14 protein-coding genes are annotated in these 17,978 nt (G+C 69.6%); 5 read left to right on the top strand and 9 right to left on the bottom strand.

Going from position 1 to position 17,978, the window contains the following annotated elements; translation table 11 throughout:
• The first annotated feature begins 40 nt into the window (after nt 1-40).
• Nucleotides 41-2,734 (top strand): RICIN domain-containing protein, encoded by a 2,694-nt coding sequence (locus AC2XR2_RS01135; protein ID WP_491513952.1) that lies wholly within the window; start codon nt 41-43, stop codon nt 2,732-2,734.
• A gap of 89 nt (nt 2,735-2,823) precedes the next feature.
• Here AC2XR2_RS01135 and AC2XR2_RS01130 read toward each other — a convergent pair whose 3' ends face one another.
• The 7 genes from AC2XR2_RS01130 to AC2XR2_RS01100 form a co-directional block, all read right to left on the bottom strand.
• Nucleotides 2,824-3,792 carry an aldo/keto reductase gene (locus AC2XR2_RS01130; RefSeq protein WP_491513951.1) on the bottom strand — a complete coding sequence of 323 codons (969 nt, stop codon included), beginning with the start codon at nt 3,790-3,792 and terminating at the stop codon, nt 2,824-2,826.
• 125 nt (nt 3,793-3,917) lie between these two features.
• Nucleotides 3,918-4,823, bottom strand: a complete 906-nt coding sequence (locus AC2XR2_RS01125) for an amidohydrolase family protein (protein WP_491513950.1) — start codon at nt 4,821-4,823, stop codon at nt 3,918-3,920.
• An 18-nt stretch (nt 4,824-4,841) separates the two neighbouring features.
• Complete coding sequence (locus tag AC2XR2_RS01120; protein WP_449353512.1) at nt 4,842-5,189, bottom strand: L-rhamnose mutarotase; 348 nt, start codon at nt 5,187-5,189, stop codon at nt 4,842-4,844.
• The gene (locus AC2XR2_RS01115) at nt 5,186-7,165 is read right to left on the bottom strand and encodes a DUF8034 domain-containing protein (RefSeq protein WP_491513949.1); all 1,980 of its coding nucleotides are present in this window, start codon (nt 7,163-7,165) and stop codon (nt 5,186-5,188) included. The genes AC2XR2_RS01120 and AC2XR2_RS01115 overlap by 4 nt, the downstream gene beginning before the upstream one ends.
• Nucleotides 7,166-7,173: 8 nt before the next feature.
• A complete protein-coding gene (locus AC2XR2_RS01110; RefSeq protein ID WP_491513948.1) occupies nt 7,174-8,028 on the bottom strand; it encodes a carbohydrate ABC transporter permease in 855 nt (284 codons plus the stop codon).
• An 88-nt stretch (nt 8,029-8,116) separates the two neighbouring features.
• Nucleotides 8,117-9,031, bottom strand: coding sequence for a carbohydrate ABC transporter permease (locus AC2XR2_RS01105; RefSeq protein ID WP_491513947.1), 915 nt, complete (start codon nt 9,029-9,031; stop codon nt 8,117-8,119).
• On the bottom strand, nt 9,028-10,392 hold the full coding sequence (locus AC2XR2_RS01100) for an ABC transporter substrate-binding protein (RefSeq protein ID WP_491513946.1): 1,365 nt from the start codon (nt 10,390-10,392) through the stop codon (nt 9,028-9,030). The genes AC2XR2_RS01105 and AC2XR2_RS01100 overlap by 4 nt, the downstream gene beginning before the upstream one ends.
• A gap of 303 nt (nt 10,393-10,695) precedes the next feature.
• Here AC2XR2_RS01100 and AC2XR2_RS01095 point away from each other — a divergent pair, with 303 nt between their 5' ends.
• The gene (locus AC2XR2_RS01095) at nt 10,696-11,457 is read left to right on the top strand and encodes a FadR/GntR family transcriptional regulator (RefSeq protein WP_381307346.1); all 762 of its coding nucleotides are present in this window, start codon (nt 10,696-10,698) and stop codon (nt 11,455-11,457) included.
• 203 nt (nt 11,458-11,660) lie between these two features.
• Complete coding sequence (locus AC2XR2_RS01090) at nt 11,661-12,167, top strand: SigE family RNA polymerase sigma factor (RefSeq protein WP_330269293.1); 507 nt, start codon at nt 11,661-11,663, stop codon at nt 12,165-12,167.
• Nucleotides 12,168-12,396: 229 nt separating this feature from the next.
• Here the strand turns inward: AC2XR2_RS01090 and AC2XR2_RS01085 are convergent, their stop codons facing one another.
• Complete coding sequence (locus tag AC2XR2_RS01085) at nt 12,397-12,687, bottom strand: hypothetical protein (RefSeq protein WP_491513945.1); 291 nt, start codon at nt 12,685-12,687, stop codon at nt 12,397-12,399.
• Nucleotides 12,688-12,767: 80 nt separating this feature from the next.
• Here AC2XR2_RS01085 and AC2XR2_RS01080 point away from each other — a divergent pair, with 80 nt between their 5' ends.
• The gene (locus tag AC2XR2_RS01080; protein ID WP_491513944.1) at nt 12,768-13,991 is read left to right on the top strand and encodes a bifunctional glycosyltransferase family 2/GtrA family protein; all 1,224 of its coding nucleotides are present in this window, start codon (nt 12,768-12,770) and stop codon (nt 13,989-13,991) included.
• A gap of 146 nt (nt 13,992-14,137) precedes the next feature.
• On the top strand, nt 14,138-15,277 hold the full coding sequence (locus AC2XR2_RS01075; RefSeq protein WP_449353538.1) for a glycosyltransferase family 39 protein: 1,140 nt from the start codon (nt 14,138-14,140) through the stop codon (nt 15,275-15,277).
• A 65-nt stretch (nt 15,278-15,342) separates the two neighbouring features.
• Here AC2XR2_RS01075 and AC2XR2_RS01070 read toward each other — a convergent pair whose 3' ends face one another.
• On the bottom strand, nt 15,343-17,901 hold the full coding sequence (locus AC2XR2_RS01070) for a CBM35 domain-containing protein (RefSeq protein WP_491513943.1): 2,559 nt from the start codon (nt 17,899-17,901) through the stop codon (nt 15,343-15,345).
• Nucleotides 17,902-17,978 lie beyond the last annotated feature (77 nt).

Genomic DNA, 17,978 nt, shown 5'->3' with positions numbered 1-17,978 from the left:
TGCAACTCATGAGCAACGTGGCTCAGAGAGGACACCGCACATGAGACCCCTGCACAGAGGCGCCGGACTGGCCAAGGCACTCGCGGCCGGAATCGTCGTCTTCGCGACCCTGGTGCCGGTTCAGTCGGCGCAAGCGGCCACGACGAACTTCTACGTCGACCCCACCGGCGGCAACGACAGCAACTCCGGCACCAGCACCGCCGCTGCCTTCAGGACCATCCAGGCGGCCCAGGCCGCCGTTCGCGCCTCGAACACGAACATGTCCGACGACATCGTCGTGAACCTGCGCGGCGGCACCTACAGCCTCACCAGCCCGATCACGCTGGGCACGAGCGACTCCGGCACGAACGGCCACACGGTCGTCTACCAGGCCTACAACGGCGAGACCCCCGTGATCAGCAGCGGCAGAACGATCACCGGCTGGACCGCCGCCTCGAACGGCGAGTACAAGGCCTCCGTGGGCAGCCTCAACTTCCGCCAGCTGTACGTCAACGGAGTGCGCGCCACCCGCGCCCGGTACCCCGACCTGGGCTCGGACTTCCAGCTCCAGGGCAGCGACAAGACCAACAAGCTGCTCCAGGTGCTCAGTTCGCAGATCTCCAACTGGAGCAACCTCAGCCAGGTCGAGATGAACCTGGAACTCCAGTGGGCGGAGAACTACCTGCGGCTGAAGTCGTTCACCACCGCGGGCGGCACCGCCGACGTCTCCCTCCAGGACCACGAGGCCGGCATCCTCTTCCAGCGGCCCTTCCCGGTCCTGTCCAACGGCTCCCCGCTGCACTTCGAGAACGCCCACGAGTTCCTCAATGAACCGGGCGAGTTCTACGTCGACACGGCCGCGCAGACGGTCTACTACAAGCCGCGCTCCGGCGAGGACATGTCCACCGCCACCGTGCAGGCACCCACCCTGCCCACTCTCGTGGAGGTCAAGGGCACCAGCCTCGACGCCCCGGTCCACGACCTGCGCTTCTCCGGCATCACCTTCACCCGGACCACTTGGACGGAAGCGAGCAACAACGGTCTGCTCAACGGTCAGGGCGGCAACTTCAACCTCTCTGCCGACCCCTCGAACCACCAGTACGTCGACCGTCCGCCGGCCGGGGTCCACGTCGCGGACGCCGACCGCGTCTCCTTCACCGGCAACACCTTCACGCAGATGGGGTCCACCGCCCTCGACCTGCACCACGGCGTCCACGACAGCAGCGTGACCGGCAACGCCGTGTACGACATCGCGGGCAACGGCATCATGGTGGGCAAGTTCTCCGACCCGACGGTCGAGTACCACACCGTCTACAACCCGCCCACGTCCCCGGCGGGTGAGGACGCCCGCGAGGTCGTCAAGAACGTCACCGTCAACGACAACCTGATCACCCGGATCGGCGAGGACTACCTGGGCACCGCCGGCATCAACGCGGGCTTCGTCAACAGCACCACCATCAACCACAACGACATCAGCGACGCCCCGTGGGCCGCCATATCGCTCGGCTGGGGGTGGCAGTCCGCAGCCAACGCCGAGGGCAACAACAGCATCAGCCACAACCGGATCGGCAACGTGCTGAACCGGCTGTGCGACACCGCCGGCATCTACCATCTCTCCAACGACCCGGGCACGGTCATCAGCAACAACTACGTGCACGACGTGGTCCGGAGTGCGGCCGCCTGCGGGTCCGCGGTGGCAGGCGTCTACCTGGACGAGGGGTCGAACAACATGACCGTCTCGAACAACGTGCTGTCGCACACGGACGGCTTCATCAACCAGAACGTCAACGGCGGCAACGTGACGCTGTCCGGCAACGCGACCTCGGGTACGTCGGTGATCCAGGCCTCCGGGCTGGAGCCCGCCTACCAGTCCCTCGCGGCGAAGTTCAACCTCGCCTACAACAAGCCCGCGACCGCGTCCACCGTCCTGAACTCGGGTGTGGCGGCCTCCAAGGGCAACGACAACGACAGCTCCACCGGGTGGTCGCCGACCGGGACCGACACCTCGGCCTGGTGGCAGGTCGACCTCGGACAGGCCTACCAACTCGGTCAGTACTCCCTGACGATGCGCCAGGACATCGACCAGCCCGAGACGCGCGGCAACTTCGAGATCCGCGCCTCGAACGACCCCTCGTTCGCCACCTACACCGTGCTGGGACGCCAGGGCGCCACGACGCTGCCGATGGCGTCCACCCTGACCGGGAACATCGACGTCCGCCAGAAGTTCCGCTATGTGCGGGTCGCCAAGACCGACGGCGCCTACTTCTTCTTCTCCGACTTCAGCGTGCAGCAGGCCGGCGGTGCGCTGGAGGACGCGACCGGCACGCCGAACGTCAACCCGTCGACGTACTACACCATCAAGAACGTCAACAGCGGCCAGCTGGCGGACGTCTACCAGGCCTCCACCGCCGACGGCGCGAGCGTCGTCCAGTGGCCGGCCAACAGCGGCACCAACCAGCAGTGGAACATCGTCCAGGTCAGCGGTCAGCTCTACAAGATCGTCAGCAGGAGCAGCGGCAAGGTCCTCGACATCAACGGCGCGACGCACTACAGAGGGACCGGTCTGCAGCAGTACACCTACAACGGAGGCAACAACCAGCTCTGGTACTTCGAGCCCATCAATGGCGGATACGTCATCCGCAACTTCGAGACCAGACAGGTCCTGGAAGTCAGCGCCGGCTCGACGGCCAACGGTGCCGCCATCGACCAGTGGATGGCACTGAACCAGTCGAACCAGGCGTGGACCATCCAGTGACCGAGTGAACCGAAGGGCACCGAACGCCCGGCGGCCGCCCCGTTCACGGGGCGGCCGCCGAGTGGTGGGTGCGGCATGTCAGTCCACGTTCACGCCCTGATCAAGCCCTGCGCGCGCAGTTCCGCCCACAGGCCGTCGGGGACACCCTGGGCGTGCAGTTCGACGTTGCGCCCGACCTGTTCGGCGGTACGCATGCCGAGGGTGACGTTGACGACCGCGGGGTGAGCGAGGGGGAAGGCGATGGCGGCGGCCGGCAGCGTGGTGCCGTACCGCTCGCACACCTCGGCGATGGCCCGGGCCCGCCGCACCATGTCGGTGGGGGCGTCCTGGTAGTCGTACTTCATGCCCTCGGCGGGCCGGTCCCGGGAGAGCAGGCCGGAGTTGAAGACGCCGACCGCGACGACGCTCTTGCCGTGGGCCTGCGCGGCGGGCAGGACGTCGTCGAGGGCGGACTGGTCGAGCAGGGTGTAGCGCCCGGCCAGCATCACCACGTCGGCGGCGGTCTCGCGCAGGAAGCGGGCGAGCATGGCGGACTGGTTCATGCCGGCGCCGATCGCCCCGATCACGCCCTGCGCGCGCAGCTCGGCCAGGGCGGGCATGGCCTCGTCGGCGGCCTGTTGCCAGTGGTCGTCGGGGTCGTGGAGGTAGACGATGTCGAGGCGGTCCAGGCCGGTGCGTTCGAGGGTCTCCTCGATGGAGCGCAGGACGCCGTCCCGGCTGAAGTCCCATTGGCGGCGCAGGTCGTCCCGCACGACGAACCCCTCGTCGTCGACACCCCGCGGGTGCTCGTTGGGGACGAGGAGGCGGCCCACCTTGGACGAGACGACGAACTCCTCGCGCGGCCGGTCGCACAGGGCGGCGCCGAGCCGGCGTTCGGAGAGGCCGAGGCCGTAGTGCGGCGCGGTGTCGAAGCAGCGGATGCCCGCGTCCCAGGCGGCGTCGAGGGCGGCCGAGGCACCATGGGCGTCGGTCACCCGGTAGAGGTTGCCGATCACCGAGGCGCCGAAGCCGAGTTCGGTGACCTCGACGGGGGTGTGAGGGATCTTTCGGCGGTGCAAGAGATGCTCCTGAGGGCGCGTGACAGGGAGTGGTCGGCGAGCAGGCCGTGGATGAGCCCGGCGGCGCAGCCATCCGTGGTGCTGTGTTCTGCGCGGGGTCGGCGCGACGTTCGGTGGGGGTGGGTTCAGCTCGTTCGGGCCTTCGTGTCTCCCTGTCCGGCGACGGGCGCGAGGCCGTAGAACGCGGTGGCGGTCCCGGCGAGGAGTGCGTCGATGTCGCTCTCGCTCCAGCCGGTGAGCAGGTCGTCCACGGTGGCGGCCCACCGGTTCCAGCCGCCCGCCAGGTCGGCGACCGGCCAGTCCGAGCCGAACATCAGCCGCCCGGGGCCGAAGGCGGAGACCAGGACGTCCCAGACGGGGCGGATGTCGGCGGTGGTCCAGTGGGTGTGGTCGGCCTCGGTGATCAGCCCGGAGACCTTGCACACCACGTGCGGGTGTGCGGCCAGCCGTCGGATCCCACGTGCCCAGCCCTCGATGTCCTTTCGGGCGATGTCCGGCTTGCCCGCGTGGTCGAGGACCTGGGGCAGGTCGGGGAAGCGTTCCGCGAGCCGGATCGCCTGGTCGAGCTGGTGGGCGCGCACGAGGACGTCGTAGCGCAGTCCGCGATCGCGGGCCGCCCCCAACCCCCTTTCCACGTCGGGGCGTTGCAGCCAGTTGGGGTCGGTCTCGCCCTGGACCAGGTGCCGCAGGGAGCGCAGATACGTCCCGCCCGGGCCGGCGAGCAGTTGGTCGAGCACGTCTCCGATCGCCGGGGAGGTCAGGTCGGCCCAGCCGACCACGGCCTGGATCAGCGGCTCCCGCTCGGCGAGCGCGAGCAGGTCCTCGGTCTCGGCGACGTCCGCGATGCACTGGACGACGACCGTGCCGTGCAGTCGACGGCCCGCGATGGGGTGGGTGGCGGTGGAGCGCAGGTCATCGGGGGTGAAGGTGCGGCGGATCGATGCCGCGGCCGGGTCGTCGAGCCAGGGTTGCGGGCGTCGGGAGAGATCCCAGAGGTGGTGGTGGGCGTCGACCAGCAGGGGTGCGTTCACAAGGGGGTCCAAGTCCGCTCAGGCGGTGATGTCGTCGCTGGGCGGGCTCAGGTGCCAGATCTCGGGGAGCTCGGTCCACTGGCGGCCCTCGCCCCGGTCGGGGAAGGGCTCCTGACACGGGTCGGTGAGCTTCCACCAGCGCCGGGTCTCGGGGTCGGCCTCGATGGACGCCATGTCCGCCGCGAAGTCGTCGCCGATGTACTCCATGTACGCGAAGAGCACGTCACCGTGGAGGTAGATGCTGTAGTTGCGGATGTTCGCCCGGAGCAGGGCGGCCTCGACGCCGGGCCACACCGCCGAGTGCAGCCGGAGGTACTCCTCGCGGTGCTCGGGACGGAGCCTGATGGTCTGGGCGATGCGCTTCATGCCGATTCCCCTGTCGTGTCGCGGGAGTTGGACGCGTCGAACGGCGTGCGGTAGCTGGGGGTGCGGGTGCGCAGCCCCAGCCGCAGGGTGAGCCGGATGCGCGTGGAGGCAGGCAGACGGACCGTCAGGTAGGGGCCGTCGTACGGGACTTCGGCCTCGGAGACCACCGGCTCGGAGTGGCCGTAGTCGTACATGTCGCCGATCCAGCCGTCGTCCGTGCAGGTCGTCCAGCGGACGCCGGTGATGGTGTGCTCGGCGAACGCGCCGGCCTGGACGATGACCGTGCGGTCGGTCTCGGGGGCCAGGTTGACCAGCTCGACGGTGGTCGCCTCGGGGTCGATGGAGCTGACCAGTGCGGCGACGTCGGCGGGCAGGCCGGCCCGGCGGGCGTCGGCGTCGTGGTAGCGCAGTCGGGCCTGCTGGAGACCGCCCTGGTACAGCACCTGCGGACCGCCCCAGGTGAGGTGCACCAGGGCCTCGGTGACCACCGGGTTGCTCAGCTGCCAGACGTGGATGTCGGCCTCGGGCACGTCCAGGTCGCGGTAGCGGTCGATGCGCCGCAGCCGGTGCCGGATCTGGGCCTGGGCGGTGGCGAGGATGCGCTCGGGGTAGTCGGGGTCGTCGCCGGCGAGGAAGGCGAACCACGCCTTCTCGTGCCCGGAGTCCTCCTTGGACCGGAACGGCCGCACCGTGCGCCAGTCGATGCCGTCCGCCTCGCGCAGCCCCTCCAACCGGGCCCGGTCGGCCTCGGAGGAGGTGTGGTGCCACAGGGCCACCGGTACCGGGGGTGTGGCCGGGTTGTAGTCGAACCAGCCGGAGTCGTTGTGGCGGATCGGCAGATGGAGGGTGGGCGTGTGCCGGTCCGGGCCGAGTTCGACCGCCCACTTGGAGGGCAGGCTGGAGTCGGCCTCCGTGTGGGGCATGACCTTGGCGTGGCCGATCAGGGTGTCGAGGGAGGTCGCGACCATGGAGAGGTAGTCGTCGTCGCCGGTGACCGTGGCCGCCGCGAGCGCCGCCACGCAGGCCGCGTGGCCGAGGCTGTGCCAGCCGTGCGGCCAGGACCAGCCGTAGTGGCCGCCGTACCAGCGACCCTCCAGCAGGCTGCCGACGACTCCGTCCGGGCCGACGTTGTCCGGGATCAGGCCGCCGTTCTCGCGGGTGCGCTCGCGCCAGGCGTCCACGTACTCGACGATCCAGTCGCGGTAGCGCTCCTCACCGGACAGGATCCAGGCGTTGAGGACCAGTCCGGCCGCGGCGAGGTTCATCGTGGTGTCGCCGACGCCCATCCGGTCGCGCATCTGGTCGCCGAGGCGCGGGTCCGCCGAGAGCGGGTACGGGCCGTCCTGGGCCTCGGGCAGCCATTCGAGCGGGTAGCCGTAGGTGTCGGCCTCCTTCTGGAGCCAGGGGTAGACGTCGCCGTCGAACAGGCCGGTGCGCTCGGGGTCGCTGCCGTTGTGGGGGCGGGTGATGATGCGGTGCTCGGGGTCGTAGTTGCCCTTGGCGGGGTCGACGTACAACTCGGCGAAGCGCAGGGCGCGCTCACGCCAGCGGTCGGGGGCGGCCATGCACAGGAAGTACAGCAGCAGCAGGCTCTCGCCCTGGTGGAACCAGTCGTAGCCGCGCTCGTACTCGTCGCGCAGCATGTCCAGTTCGGTCAGCTGCCTGGTGACGCCCTCCCAGTGCTTCTCGCTGGCGGGCAGGAGGTCGTCGGCGCCGCCGAGGAGGTACAGCTGGGGCCAGTTGAAGAAGACCTCGTAGAAGTCGTCGACACCGTCGCGGGTGGTGAGCTGCCTGGTGTAGTTCAGCCGTCCGTCGGGGCCGGTGAAGTCGCGGGCGAAGCGGCGCCAGGCGTGGTCGAGGAGGTCGAACAGGGCGCGCTGTGCGACGGCCCAGCCGGGCGGTTCGAGCAAGGGGACCGTGGCCTGGACATCGGGTGTCGGGTCGCCGGAGGCGTCGGGGTGCGGGCGGAAGGACATGAGAGCGGTTACTCCTTGGTGGCGCCGGCGAGCATTCCGCTGACCAGGAAGCGCTGGGCGAACAGGAACACGATGAGGACGGGTGTGATGGCCACCAGCGTCGCCAGTGCCAGTTGCGGGCGTTGGATCGCGAGGGCACCGACGGTCGGGTTGAACGACGGAACATTGCTGAGGAGACTGCCGACGCCCACCTGGATCGGCATCTGGTCGCTCTCGGGGAGCATCACGTACGGCAGGAAGTAGTTGGTCCAGTTGGCGACGAAACTGAAGAACCCGACGAGCGCGATGACGGGGGTCGCCAGCGGCAGGGCCACATGACGGAAGACACCGAACTCGGAGCAGCCGTCGATCCGGGCCGCGGCCAGGAGGTCCTTGGGCACGGCGGTGGTGAAGTAGATGTACGTCAGGTACACCCCGAACGGGTAGAACGAGTACGGCAGGATGATCGACCACATCGTGCCGATCAGGTGCACCGCGTTGATCTCCAGGAAGAGCGGCACCACCAGCGTGGCGTTCGGCATCAGCATCACGACCAGGGTCGCGATCAGCAGGGTGCGGCGGCCGCGGAACTCGGTCATCGCCAGGGCGTACCCGGCCGGGATGGCCAGGCAGAGCGTGATGACCAGCGAGATGGCGGCGTAGAGGGCGGAGTTGCGCAGCCACAGCAGGATGGCGTCGTCCTGGAAGGCGGTGAGCGCGTGCCAGTTGGCCTTCAGCGCGTGCCAGGATCCGAAGGACAGCGGATGGTCGTGGACCAGCTGCTGGTCGGTCTTGGTCGCGGCGAGCAGCAGCCACAGCACCGGCAGCACGAAGAACACCACGAACACGGTGAGTACGGAGCCCGCCAGCAGCCGGGAAGTCACGTGCCGCGGGGGGCGGTGGCGGGCTCGTGGCTCTCCAGGTCGCGTTCGGCTCATCACGTCGGCGACGGCAGGGGGAGTGGTTCGCGTCTCAGTCGGCATCGAAGAACCCCGATCGTGCGACGAAGACACCGGCGACCGACACGCTGACGACCAGGAGCTCCACCGAGACCGCTGCGGCGCCGTTGATGTTGTTCATCTGGAAGGCGAAGTCGTACGTCAGCTGGTTGAGCGAGTAGTCGCGGCCGGCCACGCCGGTGCTCGCGAGGGAGAGCAGCTGCGGCTCGACGAAGAGCTGGGCGCCGCCCGCGAAGGCCAGGATCACCATGTAGACGATCCACTTGCGGAGCATGGGGATCTGCACCCGCCAGGCGGTCTGCCAGCCGTTCGCTCCGTCGATGCGGGCGGCCTCCATGACGTCCCTGGGAATGTTGTTGAGCGCGCCGTACATGACGACGATCCAGCCGCCCGCCCCGGTCCAGAACGCGATGATCGTGAACAGCAGCGCCAGGTTGCCGGGGGCGATGACCTCGCCGAACGTGTGGAAGCCCAGCGTCTCCAGCAGGGAGCTGACCGGGCTGACCGTCGGGTCGAGCATGAACAGCCACACCAGGACGCTCGCGGCACCGGCGAGGGCGCCGGGGATGTAGTAGAGGAAGCGCAGTGCCTGACTGACCGGTCCCGAGGACAGCCGGTGCAGCAGGAGCGCGAGGACGACCACGAACACCACGAGCGACAGGAGCCAGAAGACGAGGTACAGGGCCACGTGGCCGAGGGAGTCGACGAAGCGGAAGTCCTGCGCGGTGGTGACGAAGTTCGAGATGCCGGTGAAGGCGCCGCCGGCGTTCGTGAACGCGAAGTAGATGGCGTAACACGTCGGGAGGACGCCGAAGGCGATCAGCAGCAGCACGTAGCCGGCGACGAACGCCATGCCGGCCCGGCTCTGCCGGGAGGTGCCGCGAGGGCGCCCCCGGACAGAGCCGGCCGAGGAGTGCGTGACGGTCACTTGGAGACCTGGTATCCGTCGGCCTGGGCGTACTTGACGATCGAGTCCTGCCAGGCGGGCAGCAGCGACTCGATGGTCTTGCCCTGCGTGATGCCGGGCTTGACGGTGGCGGCCCAGATGGCCTCCTGGCTGAACTGGCCCGAGCCCCAGTCGGACCACACCTGCGAGGAGGCGTCCTTGAGGGCCGTGAGGTCACTGGCGTAGTACCCGGAGGCGGCCTGCGCCTTGAGCCAGTTCTCGGCAGCCGGCGCGTACGCCGGGAAGCCGGGCGCCTTCTCGCCCTGGTAGGCGTTGTCGGTGGTGACCCACTTCAGGAAGTCGGTGGCTGCCTCGAGGTGGCTGGAGTGCTTGGACAGCAGCCAGGTGCCGCCGCCGACGTTGCCGGTGGAGGGGGAGGTGTCGCCCTGCCACTGCGGGATGGGCGCCACGGCTATCTGCTTGGCCGGGGTCTTGAGGCCGTCCTTGAACACCGCGCCGCCGTACCAGGCCGGACCGGGCATGAGCAGGACCTTGTCGGCCTCGTTCTTGGCGAAGTCGGTGCTGAAGACGCCGCTGATCGACATGGACTTGTTCTTGATCAGCACGTCCAGCAGTTTGGCCATCTTGGTGCAGGCCTCGCTGGTGGTGTTGACGGAGACGGCCTTGGGGCCGGTGATGTGGTTGGCGCCGCACTTGCTCGCCCACATGTAGATCTCGGGGGTGAAGGTGTCACCCGCGTCGCCCACGAGGTAGCCGGGGTGCTCCTTGGCGACCTTCTCGCCGAGCGCCTGGTACTCCTCCCAGGTCGTGGGGACGGTGTAGCCGAACTTCTTCAGCAGCGGAGCGTTGTACCAGAGCACCGCCTGCGAGAGGTCGTTGCGCAGGCAGTACAGGGTGCCGTCGACCGTGCAGACGTCGTTCGCGCCCTTGGCGAACCCGCTGAGGGTTGCGGCGGGGACCAGGCCCTTGTTCAGGGGCGCCGCGAAGCCCGCGTCGACGGCCCAGCTCGCCTCGTTGTTCTGGGAGCTGAAGACGACGTCCGGCCAGCCCTTGCCGGTGCGGTTGAACAACTGGACCTTCGTCTGGAGGTAGTTGGACCCGTTGGCGTCGCCGTCGTAGCTGACGATGTTCATCTTCACGTCCGGGTGCGATGCCTGGTACTGCTTCGCGGCGTCCATGCGGGTCGCGTCCACCCATACGGTCAACGCCCCGTCGTTCTGGGCGGCTTGGGCGAATCCGTCCTTCGTCGTGCCGCTGGTGCCGCCACCGCCGCCGCAGGCGGTCACGGTGAGCAGCACGGTGGCGGCGCAGCCCGCCAGCAATGCGGCATGTCTCCTGCTGGTCCCTGTCTCCTGACGGACCGAAGGCTTGTAGACGGACATGAGCGACTCCACTCGGTTCGCGTGAGGGCTGACGGCTCTGTCGTAACCGCCGCGGAAGAAATTAGCCGCCATATCCGAGACTCCGTCAAGGGGTGTGTCCGGCTTTTTTCCGGCAGATCACGCATGATGAGGCGCCGATTTCGCCTGAGAACTCGGGCTTATCGGCTTTATCACCCATAATCTCGCCGACGATCGCCAATTGATGGCCTCGAATGAGTAGTACTCATTCCGGGCTGGGGTACGATGAGTGCGACTTCAAGGCCGATCGGTCACCGTCGTCGCAGGTACTCGGAGGCAGGACACATGAACGACACGCCCGCCGTGACAGCAGCGGTGAACGGCTCGGAGGAGCGGCGCGACTACCGGCCCGGTTACGAGGTCGTGGCGGAGCGGATCCTCGAGTTCATCGCCGAGTCACGTCTGGTCCCCGGCGACCGGATGCCCACGGAGAACGACCTGGCCCAGCAACTGGACACCAGCCGTGCGGTCGTCCGGGAAGCCGTGAAGATCCTCTCGGCGCTCGGCCGGGTCCGGGCGCACAAGGGGCGCGGACTGTTCGTCGCCGACGACGAGGGCATGCTGGTCACCAGCCGCTGGGGCGGTTTCTTCCGGCCCGTGGACCTCGACCACGTGCTCATGCTGTTCGAGTTCCGCCGGGTTCAGGAGATGGCGGCCGCGAGACTCGCGGCCACCCGTGCCACGCCCGCCGAACTGCGCGCCATCGAGGTGGCCATGCAGCAGTGCCGGCACGGGTACGTCCACGGCGAGGTCGACGTCTTCAACCAGGCCGACGACGACTTCCATACGGCGCTGGCCGCGGCCTCGCACAACACCTTCCTCGGCAGCGCGGTGCGCGACGCCCGCCGACTGCAGCGCCAGTCCAGTGCGATCGGCATCCACGACAGCTTCAACGAGGGAACCGCGGCCGCGGTCGAGGAGCACGAGGCGATCTACCGGGCCATTCGCGACGGCAAGCCCGACGAGGCCGCCGAGGCCACGGCCGTACACCTGGACCGGACGCTGGAGGACTACCGACGGGAGATCCAGCGCCGCCTGTTCGGCTGACCTTCCCGCCGGGACGCGCAAGAGGGGCCCTGCCGCACCGCGGCAGGGCCCTTTCGAACGCCGGTCGCAGGGCGACGAGTTGCCGGTCCCGGTTGCCCCTCTGGCCTCCCGTGACCCAGATCACGCCCCGCGAGTGCAGCGCGAGCCACGGTCCAGTGCCTTTCCCCAGGTGTAGGCAACCACGGAAAGCAGGGAAAGTGCGGATGGAGCAGGCTCGGGCCGGTGAGTTCGACGCGTTCGTCGCGGCCCGCTGGTCGGCGTTGATCCACCTCGCCCGGCTCCTCGTCGGCGGCGACCGGCACCGGGCCGAGGACCTCGTGCAGGAGTCCCTGGTCAAGCTGTGGTTCGTGTGGGCCAAGGTCGCCGACGACGCGCCGGAGCCCTACGTCCGCAAGGTGATGGTGCGTGCGGCGGCACGCGCGGGCCGACGCCGCTGGTGGGGGGAACGCCCCGTCGAGCAGCTGCCCGAGACGGCGATGGCCGGGGACGTCTCCGCGGACGTGGCGGAGCGGTCCCGGCTGGAGGCCGCGCTGAACCAACTGCCTCCGAAGCAGCGGGTCGCGGTGGTGCTGCGCTACTACCAGGACCTCCCCGAAGGACAGGTGGCGGAGGCGCTCGGCTGCCCGGTCGGGACCGCCCGGTCCCATGCCGCCCGGGGAGTGGCGCGGCTGCGCCGACTCCTGGCCGACGTCATCGAGCCGGTCCAGTGAAGGAGGGCCCCATGGATCACTTCGAACGGGAACTGGCCCGGATGATGCGGGGTTCCGACGAGCCGACCGCCTTCGAGCCGAGGCACCGGGAGCGTCTGCGGGCCGGAGTGCGTCACCGCGGTCGCGTCCGGGCCGCCCGCAGGGCCGCCGGCTCCGTGCTGGCCGTCGCCGGCCTGTGTCTCGGGCTGTTCCTGCTGCCCCACGAACCGTCCCAGGTGGAACCGGCGGATCACGACCCGCTCCCCACCCTCACCACGACACCGTGGACATCCTCGCCGCCCGGGACGCCCAGCAGTTCGCCGAGCCCCCCGTCCTCCTCGGCCACGACCGGACTACCCGGTCGCACGGACCTCGACCCCGTCACCACGGGACCGCCCACCGCGCCGGTCACGACGGGGAGCACGTCCGGCGCGACCCCCTCATCGAACTCGAACTCGAATTCGGCCTCAACGTCGCCCCCGCCCACGGGGACGGCGACGTGGAACAGCGAGTACCCGTCGGTCTCGTCCTCGCTGGTCACGCCGTAACCCTCGAACACGCCCCCGTTCGCCCCAAGTGTCTTCAGCATGCCCTGACCAAGCGCGCAAAAGAGGATCAACCATGAGAAAAACCGGGCCACTTCACGTGCGGGACGAGAGCCGCCTCCCGCGCCGCGCACCGGTCCCGACGCACCATCCGGAGGCCGTCCTGGACGTGGTCGTGCCCGTCTTCAACGAAGAGGCGGACCTGGAACCGAGCGTGCGGCGGCTCCACGCTCATCTGCGGGAGACCTTTCCCTACCCCTTCCGGATCACCGTCGCCGACAACGCCAGCACCGACCGCACCCCGCAGCGGGCCGGCCGGCTGGCGGAGGAGTTCCCCGAGGTCGTATCGCTGAGACTGGCCGAGAAGGGCCGCGGCCGTGCGCTGAGCCACGCGTGGTCGCTCTCGCCGGCACCCGTCCTCGCGTACATGGACGTGGACCTGTCCACCGACCTGACCGCGCTGCTGCCGCTCGTCGCCCCGCTGATCTCCGGGCACTCCGACATCGCCATCGGGACCCGCCTGGCCCCGGGCTCCCGGGTGGTGCGGGGTCCCAAGAGGGAGATCACCTCCCGCTGCTACAACGCCCTGCTGCGCTCCACCCTGGCCGTCGGCTTCTCCGACGCCCAGTGCGGATTCAAGGCCGTGCGCCGGGACGTGGCCGAACGGCTGCTGCCCCTGGTGCAGGACTCCGGGTGGTTCTTCGACACCGAGCTGCTGGTCATCGCCGAGCGGGCGGGCCTGCGCATTCACGAGGTGCCGGTCGACTGGGTGGACGACCCCGACAGCCGGGTCGACCTCCTCGCCACCGCGCTGGCCGACCTGCGCGGCATCCTCAGGATCGGCGGCGCGCTCGGCCGGGGCGCCTTCCGGCCGGCCGCCGTACTGGGGCGCGGTACGGCCGAGGTGACGGACGGGCCGATGCGCCAGCTCGTCCGCTTCAGCGCCGTGGGAGCGGTCAGCACCCTCGCGAATCTTCTGCTGTACGCGGCGCTGCGTCCCCTGACCGGAGCGCAGACCGCGAACGCCCTCGCGCTGCTGGTCTGCGCCGTCGCCAACACCGCCGCCAACAGGCGCCTGACCTTCGGACACGGCGGTCGCGGCCACGCCCTGCGACACCAGGGCAGGGGCCTGGTGGTCTTCCTGATCGGCCTGGCGCTCACCGCCGGATCGCTGGCCGTCCTGCACCACGAGGCGCCCGCGGCCGCCCACCACACCGAACTCCTCGTGCTCCTCGCCGCCAACCTGGCCGCGACACTGCTGCGTTTCACGCTGTTCCGGATGTGGGTCTTCCGCGCATGAACAAAACCATCACCCCTACGACGGCCCCCCGGACCTGGACCTGGAACGCGAGACTCCCGCCGCCACCCGCCCCCGACCGGCCCCGCACATCCGGCCGTCGGCGCCGACTGCGCCGTACGGCCGCGCATCACGGACCCGTCCTGCTCATGTACGGCACGCTGAAGCTGATCGGCTTCGGTGCCTTCATGTACCTGCTGCACTCCACCGGCGACTACCGGAGGAAGAACCCGCGCTTCGGCGGCGGCACCCACCCCTGGGACGTCCTGGCCACCTGGGACGGCTGGTGGTACCAGCAGATCGCCGAGCACGGGTACCACCCCCAGCTCGTCCCGGTCCCCGGAGCCACGGGCCTGATCACCCTCGAAGGCAACTCGGCGGCGTTCTTCCCGCTCTACCCGGCACTGATGCGGCTCGTCTCCGAGCTGACCGGCCTCGGCCCGTACGGCGCCGGCCTGCTCGTCTCGATCCTCGCGTCCTTCGCCGCCGCCCTCGGGATCTACGCCGTGGCGGAGCGTTTCGGCGGCCGGCGGGCCGGGCTGGCCGCGGCCGGTCTCTGGGCCGTGTGGCCCGGTTCCGGCGTGGAGTGGGCGGTCTACTCCGACTCCCTGTACGTCGCCCTGGCCGTGTGGGCCTGCCATGCCGTCATGAGCCGCCGGTGGCTCACCGCCGGTCTGCTGACCTGTGCCGCGGGGCTCAACAGGCCCACGGCCGTGGCCCTGATCGCCGCGGTCGTCGTCGCCGCGCTGCTCGCGCTCCACCGCCGCGAGGACGGCATCCGGCGTCCGATCGCCGCGATGGCGCTCGCTCCGCTGGGCCTGCTCGCCTACCTCGGCTGGGTCGGCCACCGGATGGGTGACTACACCGGCTACTTCCGGCTCCAGTCAGGGGCCTGGGCCCATGAATGGGACTTCGGCCGGCAGACCCTCGACGTCCTCACCTCGGTCCCGGTGGGCCGCTCCGACTACCTTTTCGCCTGGCCGTTCGCGGACATGATCGGCGTCGGCGTCGTCCTGCTCGCGCTCGTCCTCCTCCCGCTGCTGTTCCGGATCCGTCCCCCGGCCGTTCTGACGGTCCACACCGTCCTCACCCTCGTTCTCGTCCTGGGCAGCCAGCAGATCTTCGGCAACGTCTCGCGCTATCTGCTGCCGCTGTTCCCCCTGTTCGTCCCGGCCGCCCTGGCCCTGCGCCGCCTCGGCCCGTTCCACCTGTACACCCTGCTCGGCACAGCGGCCCTGGCCTCCGGCTCGTACGCGGGCTACGCCCTGTTCGAACTCGGGGTGCCGTGACGATGCCCGGCCGGCCGGGGCCGGAGGGTCGGCCGGGACCCCGCCGGGCCCCGGCCGAAGCGCGGTCAGCCGTTCAGCGGTGCCACCGTGACGCGGTCGATGTCCGGCACGTAGGCCGAGGCGTTGGCGAACGTGACGGTGTTGCTGCCGGCCTTGAGCGTGACCGGCACCGGCAGGTACCAGAAGTTGGACCAGCTGTAGCTGTTGCGGAACATGACCCGCTGAGTGGTGTCACCGACCGTGATGTCGGCCGCCCGCGAGACGACGTTGGTGTTGTAGTTCCCGGACCCGGCCAGCTCGTTGTTGGCGTACCGCACGCTCATGACGTACCGCCCGGCCTTCGCGGCGTTCACCTTCAGGGTCAGGGTGTTGCCCGGCCCGTCGCCGATGTACCCGACGTACTTGCCGCCGGAGGTCCAGGTGTTGGAGGCGACCGCGGCGGTCCCGGCGAGGAGGCCGTCCTCCGCCTCGTAGGCCGTCACGCCCTGCGTACCGGGCGCGCCCGTCACCGTCAGATCGCCGATGGTGAGCCTGCCGGATCCCGGGACCGCCGCGGTCACCCGGTTGTTGCCGGCCGTGAGGTACACACGCAGCGTCGTACCGGAACCCTTGCCCTTCGTCGGGGGCAGCGTGGCGGCGGTCGCGCCGTCCAGGCTCAGCGTGCCGGGGCCGGTGGCCGAGTAGTCCGCACGCACCGAGTAGTAGCCGTCCGCCGGGACATCGACGTCGAAGACGGCCTTGTCACCCTTGTCCAGCACCAGCGCGCCGGCGCCACTCGTGCCCGAGTCGCGGTAGTCGTACGACGGGGAGCCGCTGATGTCGGCGTACGTCGCCGGGTAGATGTCCCGCGGGGTGACCGACGCGGTCAGGTCGATCTTGTCGAGGGTCACCTCGCTGGTGCCCTTGGCCAGGGTCAGGGTGTGGGTGCCCGCGGTCAGGGTGACCGGGGTGCGCACGATGGAGCGGTAGGTCCAGTTCAGGGTGGACCCGTAGGTGAGGGTGACCGGCGCGCCCCCGTCGACCGTGAGGGTCTGGGTGGAGGGCGTGCCGGACTGGTTGCCGTAGAAGACGTCCAGGTCGTAGGTGCCCGTCCTCGGGACGTCGACCGTGAACGCGACCTTGCTGGTCGGCTGGTTGAGGCTGCCGACGTCCTTGGTGCCGGAGGTGGCGAAGCCGTAGGGGTTGGACCGCGAACCCTGCGAGTAGATCGTGCCGGCGGTGATCGCCGCGTTCTCCGCCTCGTACGACGCCGACCAGGGCAGGCTCGCCGCTGCGGGCGCGCCCTTGCCGGCCGGGTTGACGGTGACACGGTAGGCGGCCATCGGGTCGAGGCCGGTGAGCGGCACGGTCACACTGCCGCTCGCGGAGACCGCGGCGGTGGTGCGGGAGACCACGCCCGGTGCGGCGGCCGCGCCCTCGTAGCCGCTCCAACCCACGCGCTCCACGGTCACGTTGACCTTGCGGCCGAAGGAGGCCGGGATGTGCCGCAGCACGGTGTCGACGTTGCCGGAAGTGCCGCCCAGCAGTACCTGGGCCTGCTTGCGGCCGGTGTCCAGCGACCCGATGCCCTGGAGCGTGTCGGTGGTGTCGGCCTGCGGCGGGGTGACCTCGACGGTCCTGCCGCTCAGACCCGCGTACCAACGCAGCAGCCACCAGGTGCCGTTGGGGATGTTGGTCTGGACGGCGTTGTCGTTGAGGTTGCCGGCGATGTTCCAGTACGCCTGGTCGGCGTAGACCTTGTTGCGCTCGAACAGTGACAGCCACTGGACCATCTGGCCCGGCACCGACTGGTCCCGGCGGTTGGCGAACTCGTTGATGCTGACCGGGAGTTCGGGAATGCCGGTGTTCTTCTCCAGGGTCCGGTAGGCGGCCAGCGTGGTCTTGAAGCTGGACAGGGATCCGGGGTCGAGTTCGTGCCAGGTGGTGATGTCCGGCAGCACGCCGTTGGCCTTGGCCCAGGGGTAGAAGTCGTTCATGAGGCGCGTGTCGTAGTGCGTCTCGTTGGGCCCGGCGATCCTGGCACCCGGGATGATCGACCGGATCTTCTGGTAGACGGTGGCCCAGTCGCTCTCGAAACGGTCGCGGGCCTTGGTGTAGGTGGCGGTGTCGGAACTGCCCAGACCGCCGTACCAGTTCCCGTCGGGCTCGTTGAACGGCACCCACACGAAGTCGTCGGCGTCGGGGCGGGCGGCGACCTTGCGGACCATGGTGTCGACCTTGGCCAGGTAGTCGTCCAGGCCGAGGTTCTCGTAGGGCCACTGGGCGTAGTAGTCCTGCATGTAGATGTACACGTCGCCGCCGCCGCTGCGGTCGTAGGCCGGCTTGACCGTCAGCGCGTCGCCGTTGGGGTGCTGCAGACCGTCGGGGGCCTTCTGCACGATGGTGGTCATGTGCAGGGGGTCGAGCAGGTTGTCGCCGGGGACGCCGTCGTCGCTGAGACCGTAGAGCGTCCCGTTCGCGCCGTGCATCACCGCGCCGGTGGTCTTCCCCAGATCGACGGTGAGCCGGGGCGTCGCCGCCTCGGCGACCGGGGCGGTCAGGGCCATGCCGGCCAGGGCGGCGGCGACGGTGGACACCGCGACGAGACGGCGCGGGTGTCGTGGGCTGTGCGGGGTTCGGGGCATGAGTGTCCTCCGCCTCCCGCGTCGTTGCGGGAGGATCGTGGATGCGGGCGCGGGTGGGGTGATACGGGGGAGTAGCG

It is taken from the genome of Streptomyces sp. LS-MS-L19, from assembly GCF_058382285.1.
Note: the sequence above shows the minus strand (reverse complement) of the source record. Positions and strands in the feature narration are given on the sequence as shown.